General features: G+C 38.0%; 11 protein-coding genes. 5 read left to right on the forward strand and 6 right to left on the reverse strand.

Annotated elements, in window-relative coordinates; all coding sequences use genetic code 11:
- Positions 1 to 33: 33 nt before the first annotated feature.
- From DRW42_RS17530 to DRW42_RS17555, 6 genes are all read right to left on the reverse strand, one after another.
- The gene (locus DRW42_RS17530; protein ID WP_113950131.1) at positions 34 to 900 is read right to left on the reverse strand and encodes a helix-turn-helix transcriptional regulator; all 867 of its coding nucleotides are present in this window, start codon (positions 898 to 900) and stop codon (positions 34 to 36) included.
- Between the two features lie 2 nt (positions 901 to 902).
- Positions 903 to 1235, reverse strand: coding sequence for a VOC family protein (locus DRW42_RS17535; protein ID WP_158544363.1), 333 nt, complete (start codon positions 1233 to 1235; stop codon positions 903 to 905).
- A gap of 138 nt (positions 1236 to 1373) precedes the next feature.
- The gene (locus tag DRW42_RS17540; protein ID WP_113950133.1) at positions 1374 to 2000 is read right to left on the reverse strand and encodes a response regulator transcription factor; all 627 of its coding nucleotides are present in this window, start codon (positions 1998 to 2000) and stop codon (positions 1374 to 1376) included.
- 37 nt (positions 2001 to 2037) lie between these two features.
- Complete coding sequence (locus DRW42_RS17545) at positions 2038 to 4908, reverse strand: ligand-binding sensor domain-containing protein (protein WP_158544364.1); 2871 nt, start codon at positions 4906 to 4908, stop codon at positions 2038 to 2040.
- A gap of 108 nt (positions 4909 to 5016) precedes the next feature.
- The gene (locus tag DRW42_RS17550; protein WP_113950135.1) at positions 5017 to 7386 is read right to left on the reverse strand and encodes a phosphocholine-specific phospholipase C; all 2370 of its coding nucleotides are present in this window, start codon (positions 7384 to 7386) and stop codon (positions 5017 to 5019) included.
- Between the two features lie 313 nt (positions 7387 to 7699).
- On the reverse strand, positions 7700 to 9205 hold the full coding sequence (locus tag DRW42_RS17555) for a glycerophosphodiester phosphodiesterase family protein (RefSeq protein WP_113950136.1): 1506 nt from the start codon (positions 9203 to 9205) through the stop codon (positions 7700 to 7702).
- A 368-nt stretch (positions 9206 to 9573) separates the two neighbouring features.
- Between DRW42_RS17555 and DRW42_RS17560 the strand changes: the two genes are divergently transcribed.
- The 5 genes from DRW42_RS17560 (at position 9574) to mnmG (ending at position 18943) form a co-directional block, all read left to right on the forward strand.
- Positions 9574 to 12891 (forward strand): DUF4175 family protein, encoded by a 3318-nt coding sequence (locus DRW42_RS17560; RefSeq protein ID WP_113950137.1) that lies wholly within the window; start codon positions 9574 to 9576, stop codon positions 12889 to 12891.
- Between the two features lie 175 nt (positions 12892 to 13066).
- Positions 13067 to 13504 carry an rRNA maturation RNase YbeY gene (gene ybeY / locus DRW42_RS17565; protein ID WP_113950138.1) on the forward strand — a complete coding sequence of 146 codons (438 nt, stop codon included), beginning with the start codon at positions 13067 to 13069 and terminating at the stop codon, positions 13502 to 13504.
- A gap of 359 nt (positions 13505 to 13863) precedes the next feature.
- Complete coding sequence (locus tag DRW42_RS17570; RefSeq protein ID WP_113950139.1) at positions 13864 to 14496, forward strand: GIN domain-containing protein; 633 nt, start codon at positions 13864 to 13866, stop codon at positions 14494 to 14496.
- Between the two features lie 578 nt (positions 14497 to 15074).
- Positions 15075 to 16937: an ABC-F family ATP-binding cassette domain-containing protein gene (locus DRW42_RS17575; RefSeq protein ID WP_113950140.1), complete on the forward strand. Its 1863-nt coding sequence runs from the start codon at positions 15075 to 15077 to the stop codon at positions 16935 to 16937.
- Positions 16938 to 17080: 143 nt separating this feature from the next.
- Positions 17081 to 18943, forward strand: coding sequence for a tRNA uridine-5-carboxymethylaminomethyl(34) synthesis enzyme MnmG (gene mnmG / locus DRW42_RS17580; RefSeq protein ID WP_113950141.1), 1863 nt, complete (start codon positions 17081 to 17083; stop codon positions 18941 to 18943).
- The last annotated feature ends 109 nt before the right edge of the window (positions 18944 to 19052 follow it).

Consider the following 19052-nt stretch of genomic DNA (forward strand, 5'->3'; position numbering starts at 1 on the left):
ATATAGAAAATATGCAGAAATCACTATTTATATTTAATTCAACTTACTCTTCTTATACTTTAAAGGGGTAATGTTGAATGTATTTTTAAATAACCTGATGAATGAACTTGGGCATTCAAAACCCACCAAACCCACAATTTCATTTAACGAAAAGCTTGTGGTTTGTAATAATCCTTTGGCCCGGTTTAACCTCAACTGCATTAAAAACTGATAAGGACTGGTATCATAAGCCTCTTTAAAAGTCCTGAGCAGGTGATTAACTGACAAACAGGCTTGCTCGGCAATATCTTCGAGCGTAATATTCTGGTTGTAGTTGCTGCTAATGTACTCTTTAGCCAGTGTTAACCTTTTTAAAACCTCTTCGCGGGTTTTAGTTTTGATAAAGCTCAGCTTATCCAGTTTCTGTACCACCTCTCTATCATAAATTTTATAATAGTTTAAAAGGCAGTGGTACATATATTCGTTGATGAGCATTTCATCTTTTAATCCTTTATCAAGCTGTTTTTTTAAGTGCAGCACGTTAAAGCGCATATCGCCGGTAAAAGGATATAGCGATTCGATAAATGCCGGAGTTGCTTTGGCTTCTTTTCCATCCAGTAAACTTTCGTTACTGCTGGAGAAAGTATGGTGAAAATCTTTTATAAAATTTTCGCCAAAAGAAACCGAAAATGTATTTACCGGGTTAATCGAATCTATTTTGCTGCAGAAATTAGTACCTGCGTTTACCACCGCAAAAGTATCGGGGTAAATGCAGAACCTGCGTTTGTTTATTTCGCAGTCTTCGGCGCCGTTAAAAACAAATTTGATGGTATAAGCATCGTTTTGCTGTTCGTAAAGCGCCTCGCAAGTGTTCTCGCTTATAATTTTATTTCTGTTGCTCAATTCTTTTACGTACCGCATGTTTAATCTTCATTATAGTTACGTTGCTCCAGAATGATAAAATCGTTACCATAAGGATCAGAAAATTCGACACTTAAACCCTCGCTTAAATATGACGGTGTTTTTTTAAAAATTACACCCCTCGATTTTAGCCTGCAATAATCTTCTAAACAATCATCGCTGTTTAATACAATTTTATTGGTCTGGTTTTGGTGCTTACGTTCCGAAAGAAAAATATTGGTTTCATCATCGGCCCTAACCAATATCCCTTTTTCCCGATCTGCGATCATGGTTTTTTCGGTAAGCATACCTAAACAATTGGTATAGAAGGAGTCTGCATCATTTAGTTGCTTCACTTGCACGTAAAATAATTTTGCAGACTGGTTCATTACCGCGTTTAATTGTATGATGTAAAATTAAACTGAAATTGAACGGGAAGGATCACCCAAAAAGGGTGATTTTAGCATTATTTTTTCAAAAGGTAGTGTTATGGCTTAAATAAACCGTTTTTCTTTTGCGGTTTTAATGGCATCGGCCTTAGAGTTTACATCGAGTTTGATGTAGATATTTTTTACGTGGCTCCTAACCGTTTCCTGATCGATAAAAAGATCGCTGGCAATCTGCGATTTGGTTTGTCCGTTGGCAATCCTATCCAATATTTCGGTTTCTCTTTTAGTTAGCGGAGAATTGAGGTTTTTTTGGAAAGAATGCATCACAATCCTGGCTACATTGGTACTCATGGCCCCGCCCCCGGTACTCACCTCGCGAACGGCATCTATAATTTTTGCAGCACTCGAATTTTTGGTAAGGTAACCGCCTGCGCCCATAGTTAAGGCTTCGAAAACCAGTTCGGGCGAATCGAAAACGGTTAAAATAATGATATTGGTATTGGGAAGTGCCTTTTTGATAATGGGTAAGGCCTGTAAGCCGTTGGTGCCCGGCATCTGGATATCAAGCAAAATTACATCCGGTTGATCAGCTTCTAAATGTTTCCTGGCCAGATCGTAAGAAGCATACGAGTTTACAACATTGAAATCTTCTACTTCGTTCAGCAACGATTGGTAGCCCATCCTGATAATATCATCATCTTCTATTAAAACAATTCGTAAACTTTGGTTCATTGTGTAAGGTGTGTTTAAAGGTTAGACGGCTTTTATGCTATTTTGTGACAGGAATTCTTGTAGAAATTGTGGTGGTAGTGCCTTTTCCCTTAACAGAAGAAATCTGAAAAGTAGATTTTATCCGTTTACAACGGGTTTGAATATTGTTTAAGCCTCTTCCCCGCTCCACCGATTCGAGATCAAACCCCTCCCCATCATCGGTAGTTAAAATATTGATGGTATTGTGATCGGTTTCAATCACCATAATCAGTACCTGTGTTGCCTTGGCATGCTTTAAAACATTATTCAGCATTTCTTTAAAAATAAGAGTGAGATTGCGGTTAAACTCCATTGATAGCTGCAGTTTTTGGTATTTGGGCAGCACACCTTCCATTTTAAAATCAACGCCGGTATTCTGGAATAAATCTATCCCGAAATTTTTAATGTGCACTAAAATCTCAAACAGATTGTCGCTGTGCGGATCGAGCGCCCAAAGAATGTCTTTTGTTCCGGTATAAAGCAGCCCCGCATTTTCCCTGATTAAACGGATGAGTTCTTTTTGCTCTTTTTCGGCACCATTCACCTTTTTATCTAAAATCTCCGATAAAACATTTATCCTGGTTAATTTATTGCCAATGTCATCGTGAAAATCTTCGGCGGTCTGTTTCCTTATTTTTTCCTGTTCTTTCAGCTTCAGTTTTTCAAACTGGTGTTTCTTCCGTTCGCGCGTTTTAAAAATCAGGTAAAAAATAAGCCAGATTAAAAATATCAATACCAGAAATGCACCGATCTTAAATAAAACAGTATCATAAATGGGCGGTACAATGGTAAAACTGAACTGCTCTATATTAGATTGCTGACCGTTTGCGATGGCATAAACCTGAAAAGTGTAACTACCGGGCTTAATGGCAGAATATTCGATCTCAGTATTGGGTACAGGTTTACTGAAATCATTATCTATACCTACCAGTTTATACCGGTACAACACACTTAAGGGGCTGGTAAGATAAACTCCTTTAAAGCTGATGGCAATGTGGTTCTGGCTATAATCTAATTTGTAAAAGCCTTGTTTCTTCTGGCTCAAATCAAGACACAAATCTTTTGACCGGTCGGTTTTATGGAATATATTAATACACTGGATATGGATAAACGGACTTTTTTTGCTTTCGTCTGTTGGAGAAGTATTGCATTTAACCAATCCGTTAATGGTACCTACCAGGATATTGTTTTTGTAATTGATAATGGCATTTTGATTACACTCTACAACCAGCGGCTGATCCCTGAAAACTTCGTAATGCTGTTCTGTTTTGTTATAGGTTAACTTATTTATTCCGCGGCCCGTACCTGCCCATAAATTGTTTTTATTATCAATAGCAAGGCTGTAAATATCGTTGGAGTTTAGTCCATTGGCAACCACATAACGTTTAATGGCCTTTGTTTTTAAATCCCAGGTAATAATACCATCGCCAAGCGTAGCAAAAACCAGGTTATTACCATGTTTGATGATGCTTAAAATATGTATATGGTTGAGCGCTTTAATTTGAAAACCAGGATCTATTTTTTTATTCCTGATTAGCGTAACACCGTTTGAGGTGCCCAGCAGTACGCTATCCTTACTTAAAGGGTAAGGAAAAATGCAGGAAGAATATCCATCAAACCCGGTAATTTTTTCAATTTTACCATCTTTTAAATAGGTGGCAGATTTTAATCCGTTGATCCAGATCCCGCCTTCACTGTCTTCACCGATACAACTATTATCAAAACGTTCGGGTTTTAATACCTGCGAAAATTTTTGTCCATCGTATTTCCAAACACCATTACCATAGGTTGATATCCAGATATTTTTTGCCTTGTCGGCATAAACGAAATAGATTTTTTTATCCTTGAAAACCGGATTACTGATCTGCTCTACTTTTTTACCATCGTACTTAAAAACGCCTTTATTGTAGGTTCCAAACCATAAATTGTCATTTTTATCTGCAGCGATCCCGCTGATCGGGTAAGCAATATCCTGACCTTTAAATTTATTGTAACGGATAAAGGCATCTCCCTCGTACTTATAAATTCCATCACTGAAACAGGAAATCCAGATGTTATTTTCAGCATCTTTAAAAATTTCATTCACCTGGTTATCACTCAGTCCGTTATCTGAATTGAAATAGATAGATGTACCATTTTCATGAACAAGGTAAGCACCTTTTTCCGACCCAATCCAGATATTTCCTTTGTTATCCTGTTCTATAGCATAATAGGTGTCGATTTTAGGATTTTTGAAAAATGGTTTCACCACTCCATTTTCGGATACATAAATACCGCTACGATAGGTTAACAGGTAAAATTTGTTCTTTATCCTCCTGTCGAATAGAACTTTTCTGATGGAGAGTGCTCCTAATTGAGCCGGCAGTTTCTGATAAATTACCCATTTGTTATTTTTGAGCTGATAAATTCCCTTTTCTGCAACAGCGGCATAAAGATTTCCATTTTGATCGGTATTAATCGTATTTACATACAAGCCCCCTACAGCATAAAAAACATGCCTGCCTTTTTCAATTTTAAAAAGTTTATGATCGGTTACTCCCCAAATGATGCCTTGTTTATCTTTTAAAAGATTGTTTACACTTTTCCCAGAAAAAATAGTGGTAATTTTTCCTTTTTTCAGACTGTTAATCCCAGCCTCGGTTCCAAAATAAATCTGCCCCTGATTATCTTCAAGAATGCAGTTTACCGAATTAGAACTCAATCCATCGGCTTTGCTATAGGAGGTAAAAATTTTTCCGTCGAAATTACTTACACCACCAAACGTTCCGAGCCAGAGTGTTCTGTCGTTAGCCTGATAAATGGACATTACCTGCGATTGCGGCAGACCATCTTTTAAACTGTAGTTGGTAAAGTTATAGCTTTGGGCAGATAGCCGGAGGCTAAAAACCAAAATGAAAGAAATTATGAAATTTATTTTGACTATAGACAGTTTACTGCACATACCATACAAAATAAACATAATTTCTTTCAAATGCTATCCCCCAGAAAGGGGGATATTTTATGCGTTCCCCATATATGGATCGGTTTGGGTAATTTCTCCGGTTTCTATTTTGCCCGCATAACGCTGTTTAAAAATGCTGTTACCAGCCTGTAATACACTGAAATCGTACCAATTGGCATTTTTAGCAAGATGAAGTACAACATTTGTACTCGATTTCGGCTTCATACTTACCGTTTTAACGCCGCTTTTGTATTTGTTATCGATAATTTGCAGGGTAATTACAGCAGCGCTTTTATTTTCTATCGCAAAAACCAGGTTTCCGTTAAGTTTTTTACTTACCAAACCACTTTGTTCGGGATAGGCTTTAATCGAAACGGCAGGATTTTTTTTACTTCCGGCAAAATACCTGTAAAAACCATTCGGGCCACTGATGGCTAAATCGTAAGCTTCACTATCGAAATCATCGATTTTGATACTGTCTTTCAGGGTATCGCCAGCTTTTACTGCATAAGCCCATGTTTTTCCGGCCACGCCTTTAAATTTAGCGATGGTATTCATGTTGAATGGTGCACCGATACTTTCGGTTTCACTGCCAAACAAAGTTTTAGCGGATTGGAAGGTAAGTTCGATTTCGTTATTTACCAGATTTGCATCAACCATTAAATGATATGGAAGTGCACAGGCAGGTTTGGTTCCGTTTTCCTGCATTGGTGCATGAACAGATGTTTCACGTGAAAAGGACTCAAATTTATTGATTTTGGCTACTTCAATTTTATTTAAAGCGGTTGGGCCAACTTGTGCAGGTTTATTTTTAGCATTACCGATATTGGTTACAACTACATCACGTTTTAAGGGTTCTGGTGATTTAATTTCTTCGCCGTTATAAGGCCTGAATACCGAGGTTAAATCGCCGCAAATGTTTCTGCGCCAATCGCTGATATTATTGCTTTTAATGTTTTTTCCTGTTTTTTTGGCCAGCCATTTCTCCATAAACATCAATGAAGAAGTATGATCAAAAACCTGCGAGTTTACAAAACCGCCCTTGCTCCATGGCGAAGCAATTACCAAAGGTACACGGTAGCCCAAGCCAATCGGACTTCCCTTACGGGCTTCGAAATCGGTAGCATAACTGATTCCGGGAGAAACTTTTCCGCTGGTCGTATCATCAGGATTTGGTACCACAAAAGGTGGCTGATGATCGAAATAACCATCATTTTCATCGTAGGTTAAAACAAATATGGTTTTTCTCCATACCTCCGGGTTTTTGGTTAAAATATCCAAAGCTTCGCTTACATACCATGTTCCGTACAAAGGCGAACTGGTATGGTCTGAAAAACGCTGTGGGGCTACCAGCCACGAAACCGTTGGCAATTTTCCACTGTCAACATCTTTTCTGAACTGGTGGAAAATATCCCCTTTTGGAACATTTATAGTTTCAGATTGTCCCTGATCATTTTTGAAGGTAAAAGGCTCCAGTTCCAGGTAATCTTTTTGCGAAATATTAGTGGTAAAGGCTTTATCGACTAAATTTTTCTCCTTTTGCGACAGTTTATCATATTTTGCCTGAACTTCTTTGGCTGTTAAAGGTGGCTTGACGGTATTATCACCGTTTTTTCTAAAATAAGCTGATAATTTAACATTGTGCCTGCTGATGTATTCAACAGGATTATCACCATAATTTCCCAACCAATCATCTATCTCACCTTCAGGAAGTTTTGATGTCCAAAGTTCGTTCTGGTAAATACGCCAGTCGATTCCGTTATCTTCCAAAGTTTCCTGAAAAGTTGGCCAATCAACAAATACATTATTCTGCGATTCAGCCTGATCATTATTCACCACGGCTACGCGGTTTGCACTTTTCTCTCCACGTATCGTTCCGGTAAAAAAGAAAAGTCGGTTTGGAGTTGTTCCGGTTAGTGATGAGCAAAAATGCTGATCGCAAATGGTAAAGGCATCGGCCATGGCATAGTAGAAAGGGATGTCGTTCCGATCGTAATAAGCCAAAGTCATAGGTGTTTTTACCGGGAGCCATTTATCATAACGACCACCATTACGTGCAGCAACCTGGTCGTTCCACGAGTGGGGCAAACCACCCTGCCAGGTAATTTTTGTTTTATTAATGTCGACATGAAAAGGCGCATAAGTGTAACCCTGACCATCCTTTTGTAACCAAACTTTGTTACCATCGGGCTGAATGTGTGGATGTGGATCGTTAAATCCGCGTACGCCTTTCATTTTACCGAACATGTGATCGAAAGACCTGTTTTCCTGCATCAGAAAAACAATGTGTTCTGCATCATAAAAGGTGCTGCCCGGCTCTGGGTTAATGGCCATGGCTTTTAGTACCGAACTGGGCAAAGTGTTGGCCATGCCCGTGGCCCCGGCAAACAAGGCCGCTTTTTTTAAAAATTCTCTACGTGAGTCCATAAATTATACAATATAGCTTAGATACCGCAAGTTATGATTTTTAGTCCAAAGTCCTTAGTCTAGCGTCCACAGTCGAGTAAGCCATTCATCCAACAATAAAACAATCGAGCAGTGTGGCAATTCTCAGTTGGCAGTTTGCAATTTTCAGTTAACCGATTTAAACAATTAACCAGTTAACCCAACAATGAAACAGTTTCCAGTTTGCAGTCACCAATAAACAAATGTCCAATGAACGAATGAACCAATTTTCAGTTAACCGATTTAAACAATTAACCAGTTAACCTCAATAATGAAGCAATGAACAAATAAACCTCTATTTCTGGTACACCCTTACATAATCAACTTTCATGGTCGCCGGGAAAATAGTATTATCAACACCTTTTTTTCCGCCCCAGCCGCCACCTACTGCAACATTTAAAATCATATGGAAATTCTGATCGAAAGGCCAGTCGCCCGATCCTTTTTTGGTATTGTTAAAAGTGAGGTATTTTTGATCGTCGATAAAGAAGTCGATGCGATCGGCAAACCATTCGATGGCATAAACATGGTATTTGGTATAAGGATTTTCGACTTTTAAAGCCTTACCCACCTGCGTTTTGATTACGTGGTTAAATTTTTCGGTATGTACCGTTCCGTGTACACTATCAGGATCGTAACCTACATGCTCCATAATATCAATTTCGCCGCTTTTTGGCCAGCTGCCATATTTCCAGTCGGTTGGTAAAGCCCAAATGGCAGGCCATAATCCCCTGCCTTTTGGCAACATGGCACGTACTTCTACCCTGCCATATTTAAAATCAAATTTATTTTTGGTTACCAACCTGGCCGAAGTATAGTGATTGGCATCTTTATCCGCTTTGATAACGTTAATATTCAGGTTTCCTTTTTTAACCACGGCATTTGCGCTATCAGCATCTGTATAATATTGAAGTTCTTTATTCCCCCAGCCTTTTCCGCCCACATCGTAACTCCAGTTTTTAGTTAATGGCAATCCGGCATCATCAAATTCATCAGCCCACTTTAATTTCCACCCTTGTGCAACGGGAGTTTTTTTAATTTCTTCAAAAAGTAATTCAGGCTCGTTGGTAGTAATGTAATCTACCTTGTGGGCCAAAAGCCACTGCATTTCGGGTACTGCATTTACCGTCCACGCATTTACGGTTAAACCCAATTTCTGTGCATTTTCTATCCAGTTATCTTTTTGGTATACGCTATAGTGATAATCAACGCCTGTTAACTTATCTGCTTTCATTTGCTCAGCGCTGATTTCGCCCCTTAAATAAGCAACCTTTGCTTTGGGCAATAAAGCTAAAACACGTTTGCAGTAATCGTAATCAAAACTAATGTACTCCACCCAGTCGGTTACTTTTAATCGCTGTACCATTTCTACGCATTTATTGGTAACATCAATACCGCGTTCTTTACTGATTAAAGAGGGTTTTATCTCCAGAATCAGTTTGGTCGTTTTCTGTTTTTTACCTTCCAGCAGGTAGGCTTCCAAGGTTGGGATTTTCTCGCCATTGTTCATGGTTTTAGTCAATAAGTCGTTATAACTAACTTTCTCGATGGTTAAACCCTGAAATTCTGGATCGTGGTTAATTACCAGAACCCCATCTGCCGTCATCCATACATCGAATTCTGAACCATAACAACCCAGTTTTACGGCTTCGTTTAAAGAAGCAATGGAATTTTGAGGAAAATTATTTTTCTTCCAGGCACCCCGGTGTGCAATTACCTGGTTTTTGTTCCAGTGAAATTTTTGGGCAAAGGAAGCAGTAAAAATGAACAACATCAGTGCAGAAATAAGTATTCGTTTCATGTTTTGTTATGGTTATACAAAAAATCAAAAGTAGATTTTTATGCGAACACCCGTTTAAAATCTATGTAACCTTTGTATTAATAAAAACAAGATAAAGATTTTTAAATTAATCAGTCACATTGTTAATTGCCCGATATACACCTGGCTTTGTTAAATAAACCCGATTGACGCGGAAACCAAAAGCTTTTTCCGCTTTTGTTGCAGCAAAAAGCGGGACAGAAAACCGCCATGAAACACCATCCTTCGTTTTCCAAAGAAAAAAATAACATCTCAATTATCCGTTAACTGGTAAACTATTTGAAATAAACGCGTTACCTTAACATGCTTTCCTTTTAATTGACTGGAACAATTTTTACATTTACGGTGATATGGTGAGCAATAACTACAGCGAATTATTACGGAAGATTGATGAGTTTATCCGAAAATTTTACCTCAATAAAATTTTACGGGGCAGCATTTATGCTGCAGCAATACTCTTAGCCCTATATTTAATCGTTTTTTTAAGCCTTTATTACCTCAACCCATCAGCAGGTTTAAAAACTTTTGTTTTTTTCGCATATCTACTGATCGGAATATTGTTAATAGGTTTTCTCATTGTAAAACCGCTTTTATCGATGTTGAAATTGGGCAAACACCTTACTTTCGACGAAGCATCGGTTATCATCGGAAACCACTTTTCCGATATTAAGGATAAATTGCTCAACACCCTGCAACTTCACCGCTTGTCAGAAAACCAGCCCAATAACAACCACCTCATTATTGCCAGTATCGATCAGAAAATCCTCGAACTTAAACCCGTTCCCTTTTACACCGCTGTTAGCATTAACGATAACCGCAGGTATTTAAAGTACCTTTTTCTTCCGCTTTCCATCATTTTACTTATTGCCATCATCGCCCCGGCCATTTTGCGCGAGGGTACGAACAGTTTTTTCAAATACAATGAATACATTGCACCTAAAGCCCCTTTCAGTTTTACTATTTTAAATAAAAGTTTAACCGTTACACAGGGTGATGACGTTACCATAAACCTCAAACTATCTGGTGATCAGCTCCCTGCCGAAATTTATGTAGAAGACGGAAAAAACACTTATAAACTACAGAAAGAGAACATCAGCAAGTTTAATTACAGCATTAAAAACATCCAGAACGATAAAAAACTGGTTTTTAAAGGCGGCGGTTTTAGTTCGTCGGTTTTTACCCTTACCGTTAAACCACGTCCGGAGTTACTTAATGCAACCGCAACTTTAAATTTTCCTGCTTATTTAGGAAAAAAGCCTGAAGAGGTTGCCAATGTTGGCGATATGCTCCTACCCGAAGGAACAAAGGTTACCTGGAATTTTAAAACCGGAAAAAGCAATTCGATTTTATTTATCCTCAACGGTACCGAAAATGTTTTACCAGTGGAAGACAATGAATCGGCTTTCAATGCCGTCATTAAAAATAACTCAAAATACAGCGTTACCCCTAAAAATGAATATGTTACTCTGCGCGATTCTTTATCTCATCAGATTACCGTGGTTAAAGATCAGTCGCCAGGGATAAATGTTGAAGAAAAACCAGATTCGGTAAGCAATAAAGCACTGTATTTCAGCGGGAATGTTACTGATGATTATGGCTTTAGCCGTTTAAGTTTTAAATATAACATTAAAGAAAATAACCGGATTGTTGGTTCATTTACCAAAAATATTGCGATTAAAAGTAACGTAACCGAGAATAACTTTTTCTATTTCTGGGATTTAAAAACCGCTGCAGCCAAACCCGGACAGGAAATTGAATATTATTTCGAAGTGGCCGATAATGATGGCGTTAATGGAGCAAAAGTTACCAGATCGGAAATTAAAACCTTCAAACAGCCTACTAAAAAAGAAACCGCGGAGCAGGTAAATGCCAGTAACCAGGCTTTAAAACAAAAAGTACAATCTGCTATCCGTTTAGCAAATACCATCGAAAAAGAAAGTAAAAAAGTTGCCGAAAGCCTGATCGATAAAAAACAGATTTCTTTCGAAGATAAAAAGCAAATCGAAGCCCTTTTGGATAAACAAAAACAGCTTGATGAAGCCGTTAAGGAAATTAAAGAACAGAATGACAAAAATATCCAGCAACAGGAAGATCAAAAACAGACCGAAGAGCTTTTAGAAAAACAGAAACAGATTAAAGATTTGTTTGATAATGTGCTTGATGAGAAAACCAAAGAGCTGCTGCAGAAACTGCAGAACCTGATGAATGAAAAAAATAAAGATCAGACACAGGATGAACTTTCTAAAATGCAGCTGGACAATAAAACCCTCAAAAATGAATTAGATCGTATTTTAGAACTTTATAAACAGTTAGAATTTGAGCAGAACCTACAGGCCGATATCGATCGTTTAAATGAACTTGCCAAAGAACAGAAAAAACTATCAGAACAAACCAAAGATAAAAAACAGGATAACGAAGCCTTAAAGCAAAAACAGGATGCGCTTAATAAGGAAATGAAAGACCTTAAAGATGATCTTAAAAAGCTAGAGGAAAAAAATAAGAGTTTAGAAAGACCAAATCCTTACGAAAATCCTGAAAAAGATGTTCAGGATATACAGAAAGAACAACAGGACAGTAAGGATGCTTTAGATAAAAAAGATTCGAAAAATGCCAGTCAGAAACAGCAGAAAGCGGCCGAGCAGATGGAAAAATTATCTAAAAAAATGAGCGATATGCAGCAACAGGGCGAAGAAATGGAAAATAACCTGAATGCCAAAGAGTTGCGCCGTTTGTTGGAAAATCTGCTCACCACATCTTTCGATCAGGAAAAGGTGATGCTGGCTTTAAAGAAAATGACCGCTACCGATCCCTCTTATACCAGTAATGTACAGAAACAGCGCAGCATTAAAGATAACCTTAAAACCATTGCAGATAGTTTATACAGTTTAAGCAAACGCGTACCACAGATCGAATCGACGGTTAATGAGGAAATGAATAAAATCAATTTTAACCTTGATAAAAGTTTGGAAAGCCTTGGCGACAGACGGACAGCAGAAGCTAACCGTTTCCAGCAATTTACGATGACTTCTATTAATAACCTCACCCTGATGCTGAGCGAAGCATTAAGCCAGTTGCAGAACATGCAAAAAAATGGCAAAGGTGGCAGTGGAAAAAAACAGAAGCAGGGCATGAAACAGCTTTCACAAATGCAGGATAAGTTGAATAAAAGTATGCAGCAGGCTCGTGAACAGATGCAGAAATCGGGAGGTAACCAGGGCACAGTGGGTAAAGGGCAAATGAGCCAGGAGTTTGGAAAAATGGCACAGCAACAGCAAATGATCCGTCAGGCACTGGAAAAAATCAATCGCGAAGAAAACAAGGATGGTACCGGTAAAATGGGCAACCTGAACGAGTCCATTAAGGAAATGAAGCAGACCGAGAGCGATCTGGTTAACAAACGTTTACAACAGGAAACTTTAAACAGGCAGAAAGACCTGTTAACCAAACTCTTAGAAGCAGAAAAAGCAGAACGCGACCAGGAAGAAGATTCGAAACGTGAAAGTAAAGCCGCTAAAGAATTTCCACCATCTTACCAGAAAATGGTAGATCAGTTTAAAAAACAGCAACAAAATGGAAACGATATGCTGCAAAAACTGCCTCCTAGCTTAAATTATTACTATAAAAATAAAATTGCCGAGTATTTAAAATCGTTGAATATTAGTCAATAAATCAATTCGTCATTGCGAGGAGGCACGACGAAGCAATCTTACAACGATCGCTATAACCCATAGTTTAAGATTGCTTCGTCGGCTGAAAAAGCCTTCTCGCAATGACGACCTTTTGAGGCTTAGAGAACGCTCCATAAATTATATTTCCTAAATTTGCAGTACAAACTACAATATTATGCCTGCAATATCCTTTTTCACCGAATCTGTTAGCTATAACCTTCCACAAAAACTTAAAATAAAGAAGTGGCTCAAAACTAGCATTGAAAAAGAAGGTTACAAACTGCAGGAACTCAATTTTATTTTCTGTAGCGACGAGTACCTTTTAGGCATCAACCAGCAATACTTAAATCACGATACCTACACTGATATCATCACTTTCGATAATTCTGAAGAAGAAAAACAGATTGTTAGTGATATTTTTATCAGTATCGAACGCGTAAAAGAAAATGCCAAAACCTTTAAAACTTCAGCATTTGATGAGGTTTGTCGCATCATGGTCCACGGAACCCTGCACCTATTGGGTTATAAAGACAAAGGAAAAGCAGCTAAAACGCTGATGACCCAAAAAGAAGATGAACATTTAGGCTATAGAGCCGAATTTGGATTGATTTAATTCTCCTTTACATTATTCTTTTCCGGATCGTCATTTCGACTGAAACGCAGTGTAACGCTCGCCTGCTTCGGGCAGGGAGAGATCTATCTCGGGATAGATTTCTCGACTTCGCTGCACTCCGCTCGAAACGACGGATATGTTTTCATGACATTCCTATTACCATAACTCCCTAATTAAAAGCTAAATACCTCCTACCCTTTATATTTTTTATTGGTGTTCGTCTAAAAGTTAACGGCGTTCGTCGACAATTACCCTCTGCTGGTATAATACAGCCAATCTGCTTGCAACTTTTCCTGTTTGCCTCAGTCTTATATTCGAAAAAACACAAAAAAGATTTAAAAAATTAAAAATATAAAGTCATGAGAACTTCTATTAAAACCCTATTTGCAGCAGCCTTGGCAACAATCATTTTAGGTACTGCAAGCGTTACAGCAAATGCAAACGAAAATAACAGTAATTACACCAATATCACTTCGGTTAAAAACATCACTAAAATTAAAGTAAGTGGAAATGTGAAAGTAATTTTAGTACAGGATGCTAAAGAAAGCGTTCAGGTTTACGATAACTACTATGCAAAAAACGCATTGGTACAACAACAAAATGGCGAATTAAGGATCAGTTCTTTCACCAAAGAGCCCTTAACCGTTATCGCACACGTAAATAACATTACTGCTATAGAAGCATCAAACATTTCGAGTGTTAAAACAGCAGGAAACTTTAACCTCTTAAACCTTGATGTGGTTTTAAATGATGGTGCTACTGCCGATATTAAAGCAAATACAGTAAACTTAAATACAAATATTAATGGCGCCTCAAGTTTAGTATTAAGTGGTTCTACCGAAAGTTATTCAGCAGTTTTAGGTGCGGTTGCAAAAGTAAACACTAATGATTTTACCGCAACAGATAGCAGCATAAGCGCAACACCAATTGCAACTTACAATGCGAACAGATATAATGATATTAAAGCAGATGTTTTAGAAGCCATCTTCTAAACATCAAGAAAGATAAAGTTTAGTTTTAGTTAATGATTGAAGCAGCGGTGGAGCGAGTCCAACCGCTGTTTTTTTTATATACTACTTTACCAATGACGAATAAACTAGTGAACCACCAATATCAAATACCTCCCTTCAACTGTAGCAAAAAGCTAATACAAAAATATCCAAGTAAAGATCCTTCGACTGGCAACCTTGAAAGACTGTAATAAAAAACTCGTCATCTCGACCGAAGCAAAGCGAAGTGGAGAGATCTACCTCGAGACAGATTTTACTTCGTAAAACCTCCGGGTTCTTGACTGCGTTGCACTGCGCTCGAAATCACGATAACTTAGGGAAGTTAGAGACCGAGACTTTCTGTCAATCATATTGACTTTTAAGCCATAAATTATCCTTCACTATCACAAAATGGATAAAAGGCTATTCCGTGTTCATCCGAGCCTCCGTGGCCATTATCAATCAAGTTTCTGCCATTTTTACCTGATACATAAGTCCTTTCAACATTGAATATGCCGTTGCAACTAATTTATACTTACCTTTGCACTAATTTTCCTTTATAAATCCGAAATACAATAAAATTGAGCACACTAATTGCGGCAGAAGGCTTAGGACATGGTTACCATGACGAATGGCTGTTTAAGAATTTAACCCTGGGGATCAACTCTGGTCAGCGCGTAGCGTTGGTTGGAATTAATGGCGCCGGTAAGAGTACACTTTTGAAATTACTTGCCGAAAGATTCCCTCCGCTTGAAGGTAAAATTGTAAAAAATAAAGCCGTTAAAATTGGCTTCCTTGATCAGGAACCTCAGTTTACCGAAGGATTTTCAATTAGCGATCATATTTTTTCTTTAGAGAATAAACAACAACAGTTGATTAAGGAATATGAAGAACTGATCGAAGACCCTAATCCGGATGAAAAAACGCTTAATCGTTTGTATGAAGAATTAAGTGAGCATAACGCCTGGGAATATGAGCATGAAATCAAAACCATTCTTAACCGGATGGGCATTACCCATCTTCAACAGAAAATCTCTACCCTATCTGGTGGACAAAAGAAACGTTTGGCTTTAGCTAAATTGTTGATCGAAGATCCCGAAATTTTGGTACTTGATGAGCCAACCAACCATTTGGATATTGATACCATTGAATGGTTGGAAAAATTATTAACCACCGGACAAAAAACAATTCTATTGGTAACGCACGATAGGTACTTTCTGGATAACGTTTGCAACACAATAGTAGAATTGGATAGGGGTAAAATTTTCAACTACAATGGAAATTATGCTTACTACCTGGAGAAAAAATCGGAAAGGGAAGCTTTAGATGCAACGGTTTTACATAAGAACCAACAGCTATTAAAGAAAGAATTGGAGTGGATGAGACGCATGCCACAGGCTCGTGGAACGAAATCTAACGCCAGAATCAATGCTTTTTACGAATTAGAGGAAAAATCGAAGAAAAAGTCTGATAATCAGAGTATTAACCTCCAAATGAAGATGTCGCGACAAGGCGGGAAGATTATTGAGGTTGAACACGTTGCAAAAGCATTTGATGGACGCCCAACAATAAACGATTTCAGTTATACCTTTAAAAAAGGCGATCGTATTGGCCTTGCAGGAAAAAATGGAACCGGAAAATCGACCTTATTAAACATTATCACCAGTAATTTAAAGCCAGATAGCGGAACCGTGGATACAGGTGAGACCACCGTTTTCGGTTATTATAAACAGGGCGGTTTAACTTTCGATCCAAAAGAACGCGTAATTGATATTGTAAAATCAGATGCCGAATTTATCAAAATGGCAGATGGTTCGGTGATTACTGCTTCTGCCCTACTAACCTTATTTCTCTTCCCGCCAAAGAAACAACATGGCATGGTTGAGAAACTAAGTGGTGGTGAAAAGAAACGTTTGAACCTGATGAAGGTGCTGATGCAAAATCCAAATTTCTTAATTCTGGATGAGCCAACAAATGATTTGGATATCGACACGCTAAATGTACTTGAAGAATTTTTAGAGAACTTCCCTGGTATTCTAATGTTGGTATCACACGACAGGTACCTGCTTGATAAAATGAGTGATCAGCTATTTATCATGGAAGGCGAAGGTGTGGTTAAAATTTATAATGGTAACTATTCAGAATATCGCCTAAGTTTAGAGCAGCCAAAAGCCAAACCCGAAACCAAGAAAACGCCTACCCCAGTTGTAGAACAGGTGCCGGTTAAAACTGCAAAAAAATTAAGTTTTAAAGAGCAGAAAGAATTAGAAGATAGCGAAAAAGGCATGGAGGATACTGAAGCTAAAATAGCTGAGCTAACCAAAACCTTAAACAATATTGATGCATCAGACTATGTGAAGATTCAGGAAATCTCAAGTGAAATAGAAAGCCTGCAATCTAAATTGGATGAATATACCATGCGCTGGCTGGAGCTTTCAGAATAGAATGCAAACAATTCTATCCTGTTTTCCACGTTATGTTTCACGTGGAACATTGCACAACGTCATGCTGAATTCATTACAGCATCTCATAAAAAGTAGTAAAAATATAATGTTCCACGTGGAACATTAAAGAAATATATAATAAAATGTTTTCAAAATACGATTTGATTGTTGTTGGTGCTGGTCACGCCGGCTGTGAAGCTGCTGCCGCTGCTGCTAACTTAGGATCATCTGTTTTATTAATAACAATGAATATGGGTACTATTGCCCAAATGAGTTGTAACCCTGCAATGGGTGGCGTAGCTAAAGGCCAGATTGTTCGTGAGGTTGACGCACTTGGTGGATATTCTGGTATTATATCAGATAAATCGACTATTCAATTCAGGATGCTTAATAAATCTAAAGGACCTGCGATGTGGAGTCCAAGAGCCCAAATAGACAGGATGCGCTTTGCAGAAGAATGGAGATTAGCCTTAGAGAACACACCTAATGTAGACATCTGGCAAGACAGTGTTGTTGGCTTACTGGTAAAAGATAATACCGTATACGGTGTAAAAACATCATTAGGCATTGAAGTAGAAAGTACTGCAGTGGTACTCACCAATGGAACTTTCTTGAATGGTATTATTCATATTGGAGAGAAAAAGTTTGGTGGTGGTAGAACAGCAGAAAGATCTTCAACAGGTATTACCGAACAATTAGTAGAGTTGGGCATGGAAGCTGGTCGTATGAAAACCGGCACTCCCCCACGCGTAGACGGAAGAAGTTTGGATTATTCTAAAATGGAAGAGCAATGGGGCGATGAAGACAGAAGTAAATTCTCCTTCACCGATACACCTGTTACTACCGATCAACGTTGCTGCTGGATCACTTATACCAATAGTGAAGTACATGAAACTTTAAAAGAAGGGTTCGAAAAATCGCCTATGTTTACCGGTCGTATTAAAGGTTTAGGCCCGAGATATTGCCCATCAATTGAAGATAAAATTAATCGCTTTGCAGAGCGCGATCGTCACCAGATTTTCGTTGAACCTGAAGGATGGAACACCTGCGAAATTTACGTAAACGGATTTTCAACCTCTCTTCCGGAGGATGTCCAATTTAAAGCATTAAGATTAATACCAGGTTTTGAACAGGCAAAAATGTTCAGACCAGGTTATGCCATAGAATATGATTTCTTCCCACCTACCCAATTATCGTTAACATTAGAAACTAAATTGATCAGCAATTTATTTTTAGCCGGACAAATTAACGGAACTACAGGTTACGAAGAAGCCGCTTGTCAAGGTTTCATGGCCGGCATAAATGCACACCAAAAAATCAATGATAAACACGAGCTGATTATGAAAAGATCAGAAAGTTATATCGGTGTTTTAATTGATGACCTGGTAACCAAAGGAACGGAAGAGCCTTATCGTATGTTCACATCAAGAGCCGAGCATCGTCTATTATTGAGACAGGATAATGCCGATATCCGCCTCTCTCCTATTGGCCATGAGCTGGGATTAATTTCGGACGAGCGTTTAGAAAAAGTAAATCAGAAAATCGCAAATGCAGATGCTTTGGTAAAGTTTACCAGAAATCAAGGTATCGAAATGGGCGATGCAAATCCGATGCTCGAAAGTTTAGGTTCAAGCGCTTTGAATCAAAATGTAAAAATCCATAGTTTGGTTGGCAGACCACATGTTGGTTTACAGGATCTGATTAAAGTGAGTAAACCTTTAGCAGAAGCTACAAAAGGTTTAGATAATGAAACTATTGAGCAGGCCGAAATCAAAATTAAATATGAAAGTTATTTTGAGAAGGAAAATGAAATTGTAGCCAAGATGCTGAAAATGGAAGACAAAGAAATTAAACCTGATTTTGATTACAATAAAATTGTTTCCATTTCAAAAGAGGCACGTGAGAAATTATTTAAGATCAAACCACGCACTTTAGGCCAGGCTTCCAGAATTTCAGGTGTTTCACCTTCAGATATATCAGTTTTAATGGTTTATATTAATAAGTAGTTGATAATCAACAGCTTAACAAAATAAAAACAGACTTTAAATAAATCGATATAAAGCAATAATAAGATTTTTTAATGTTAGAGTTCCAAAAAGTATAAAAATCCGTCAG

It is taken from the genome of Pedobacter miscanthi (genome assembly GCF_003315595.1).
Classification (GTDB): Bacteria; Bacteroidota; Bacteroidia; order Sphingobacteriales; family Sphingobacteriaceae; genus Pedobacter; species Pedobacter miscanthi.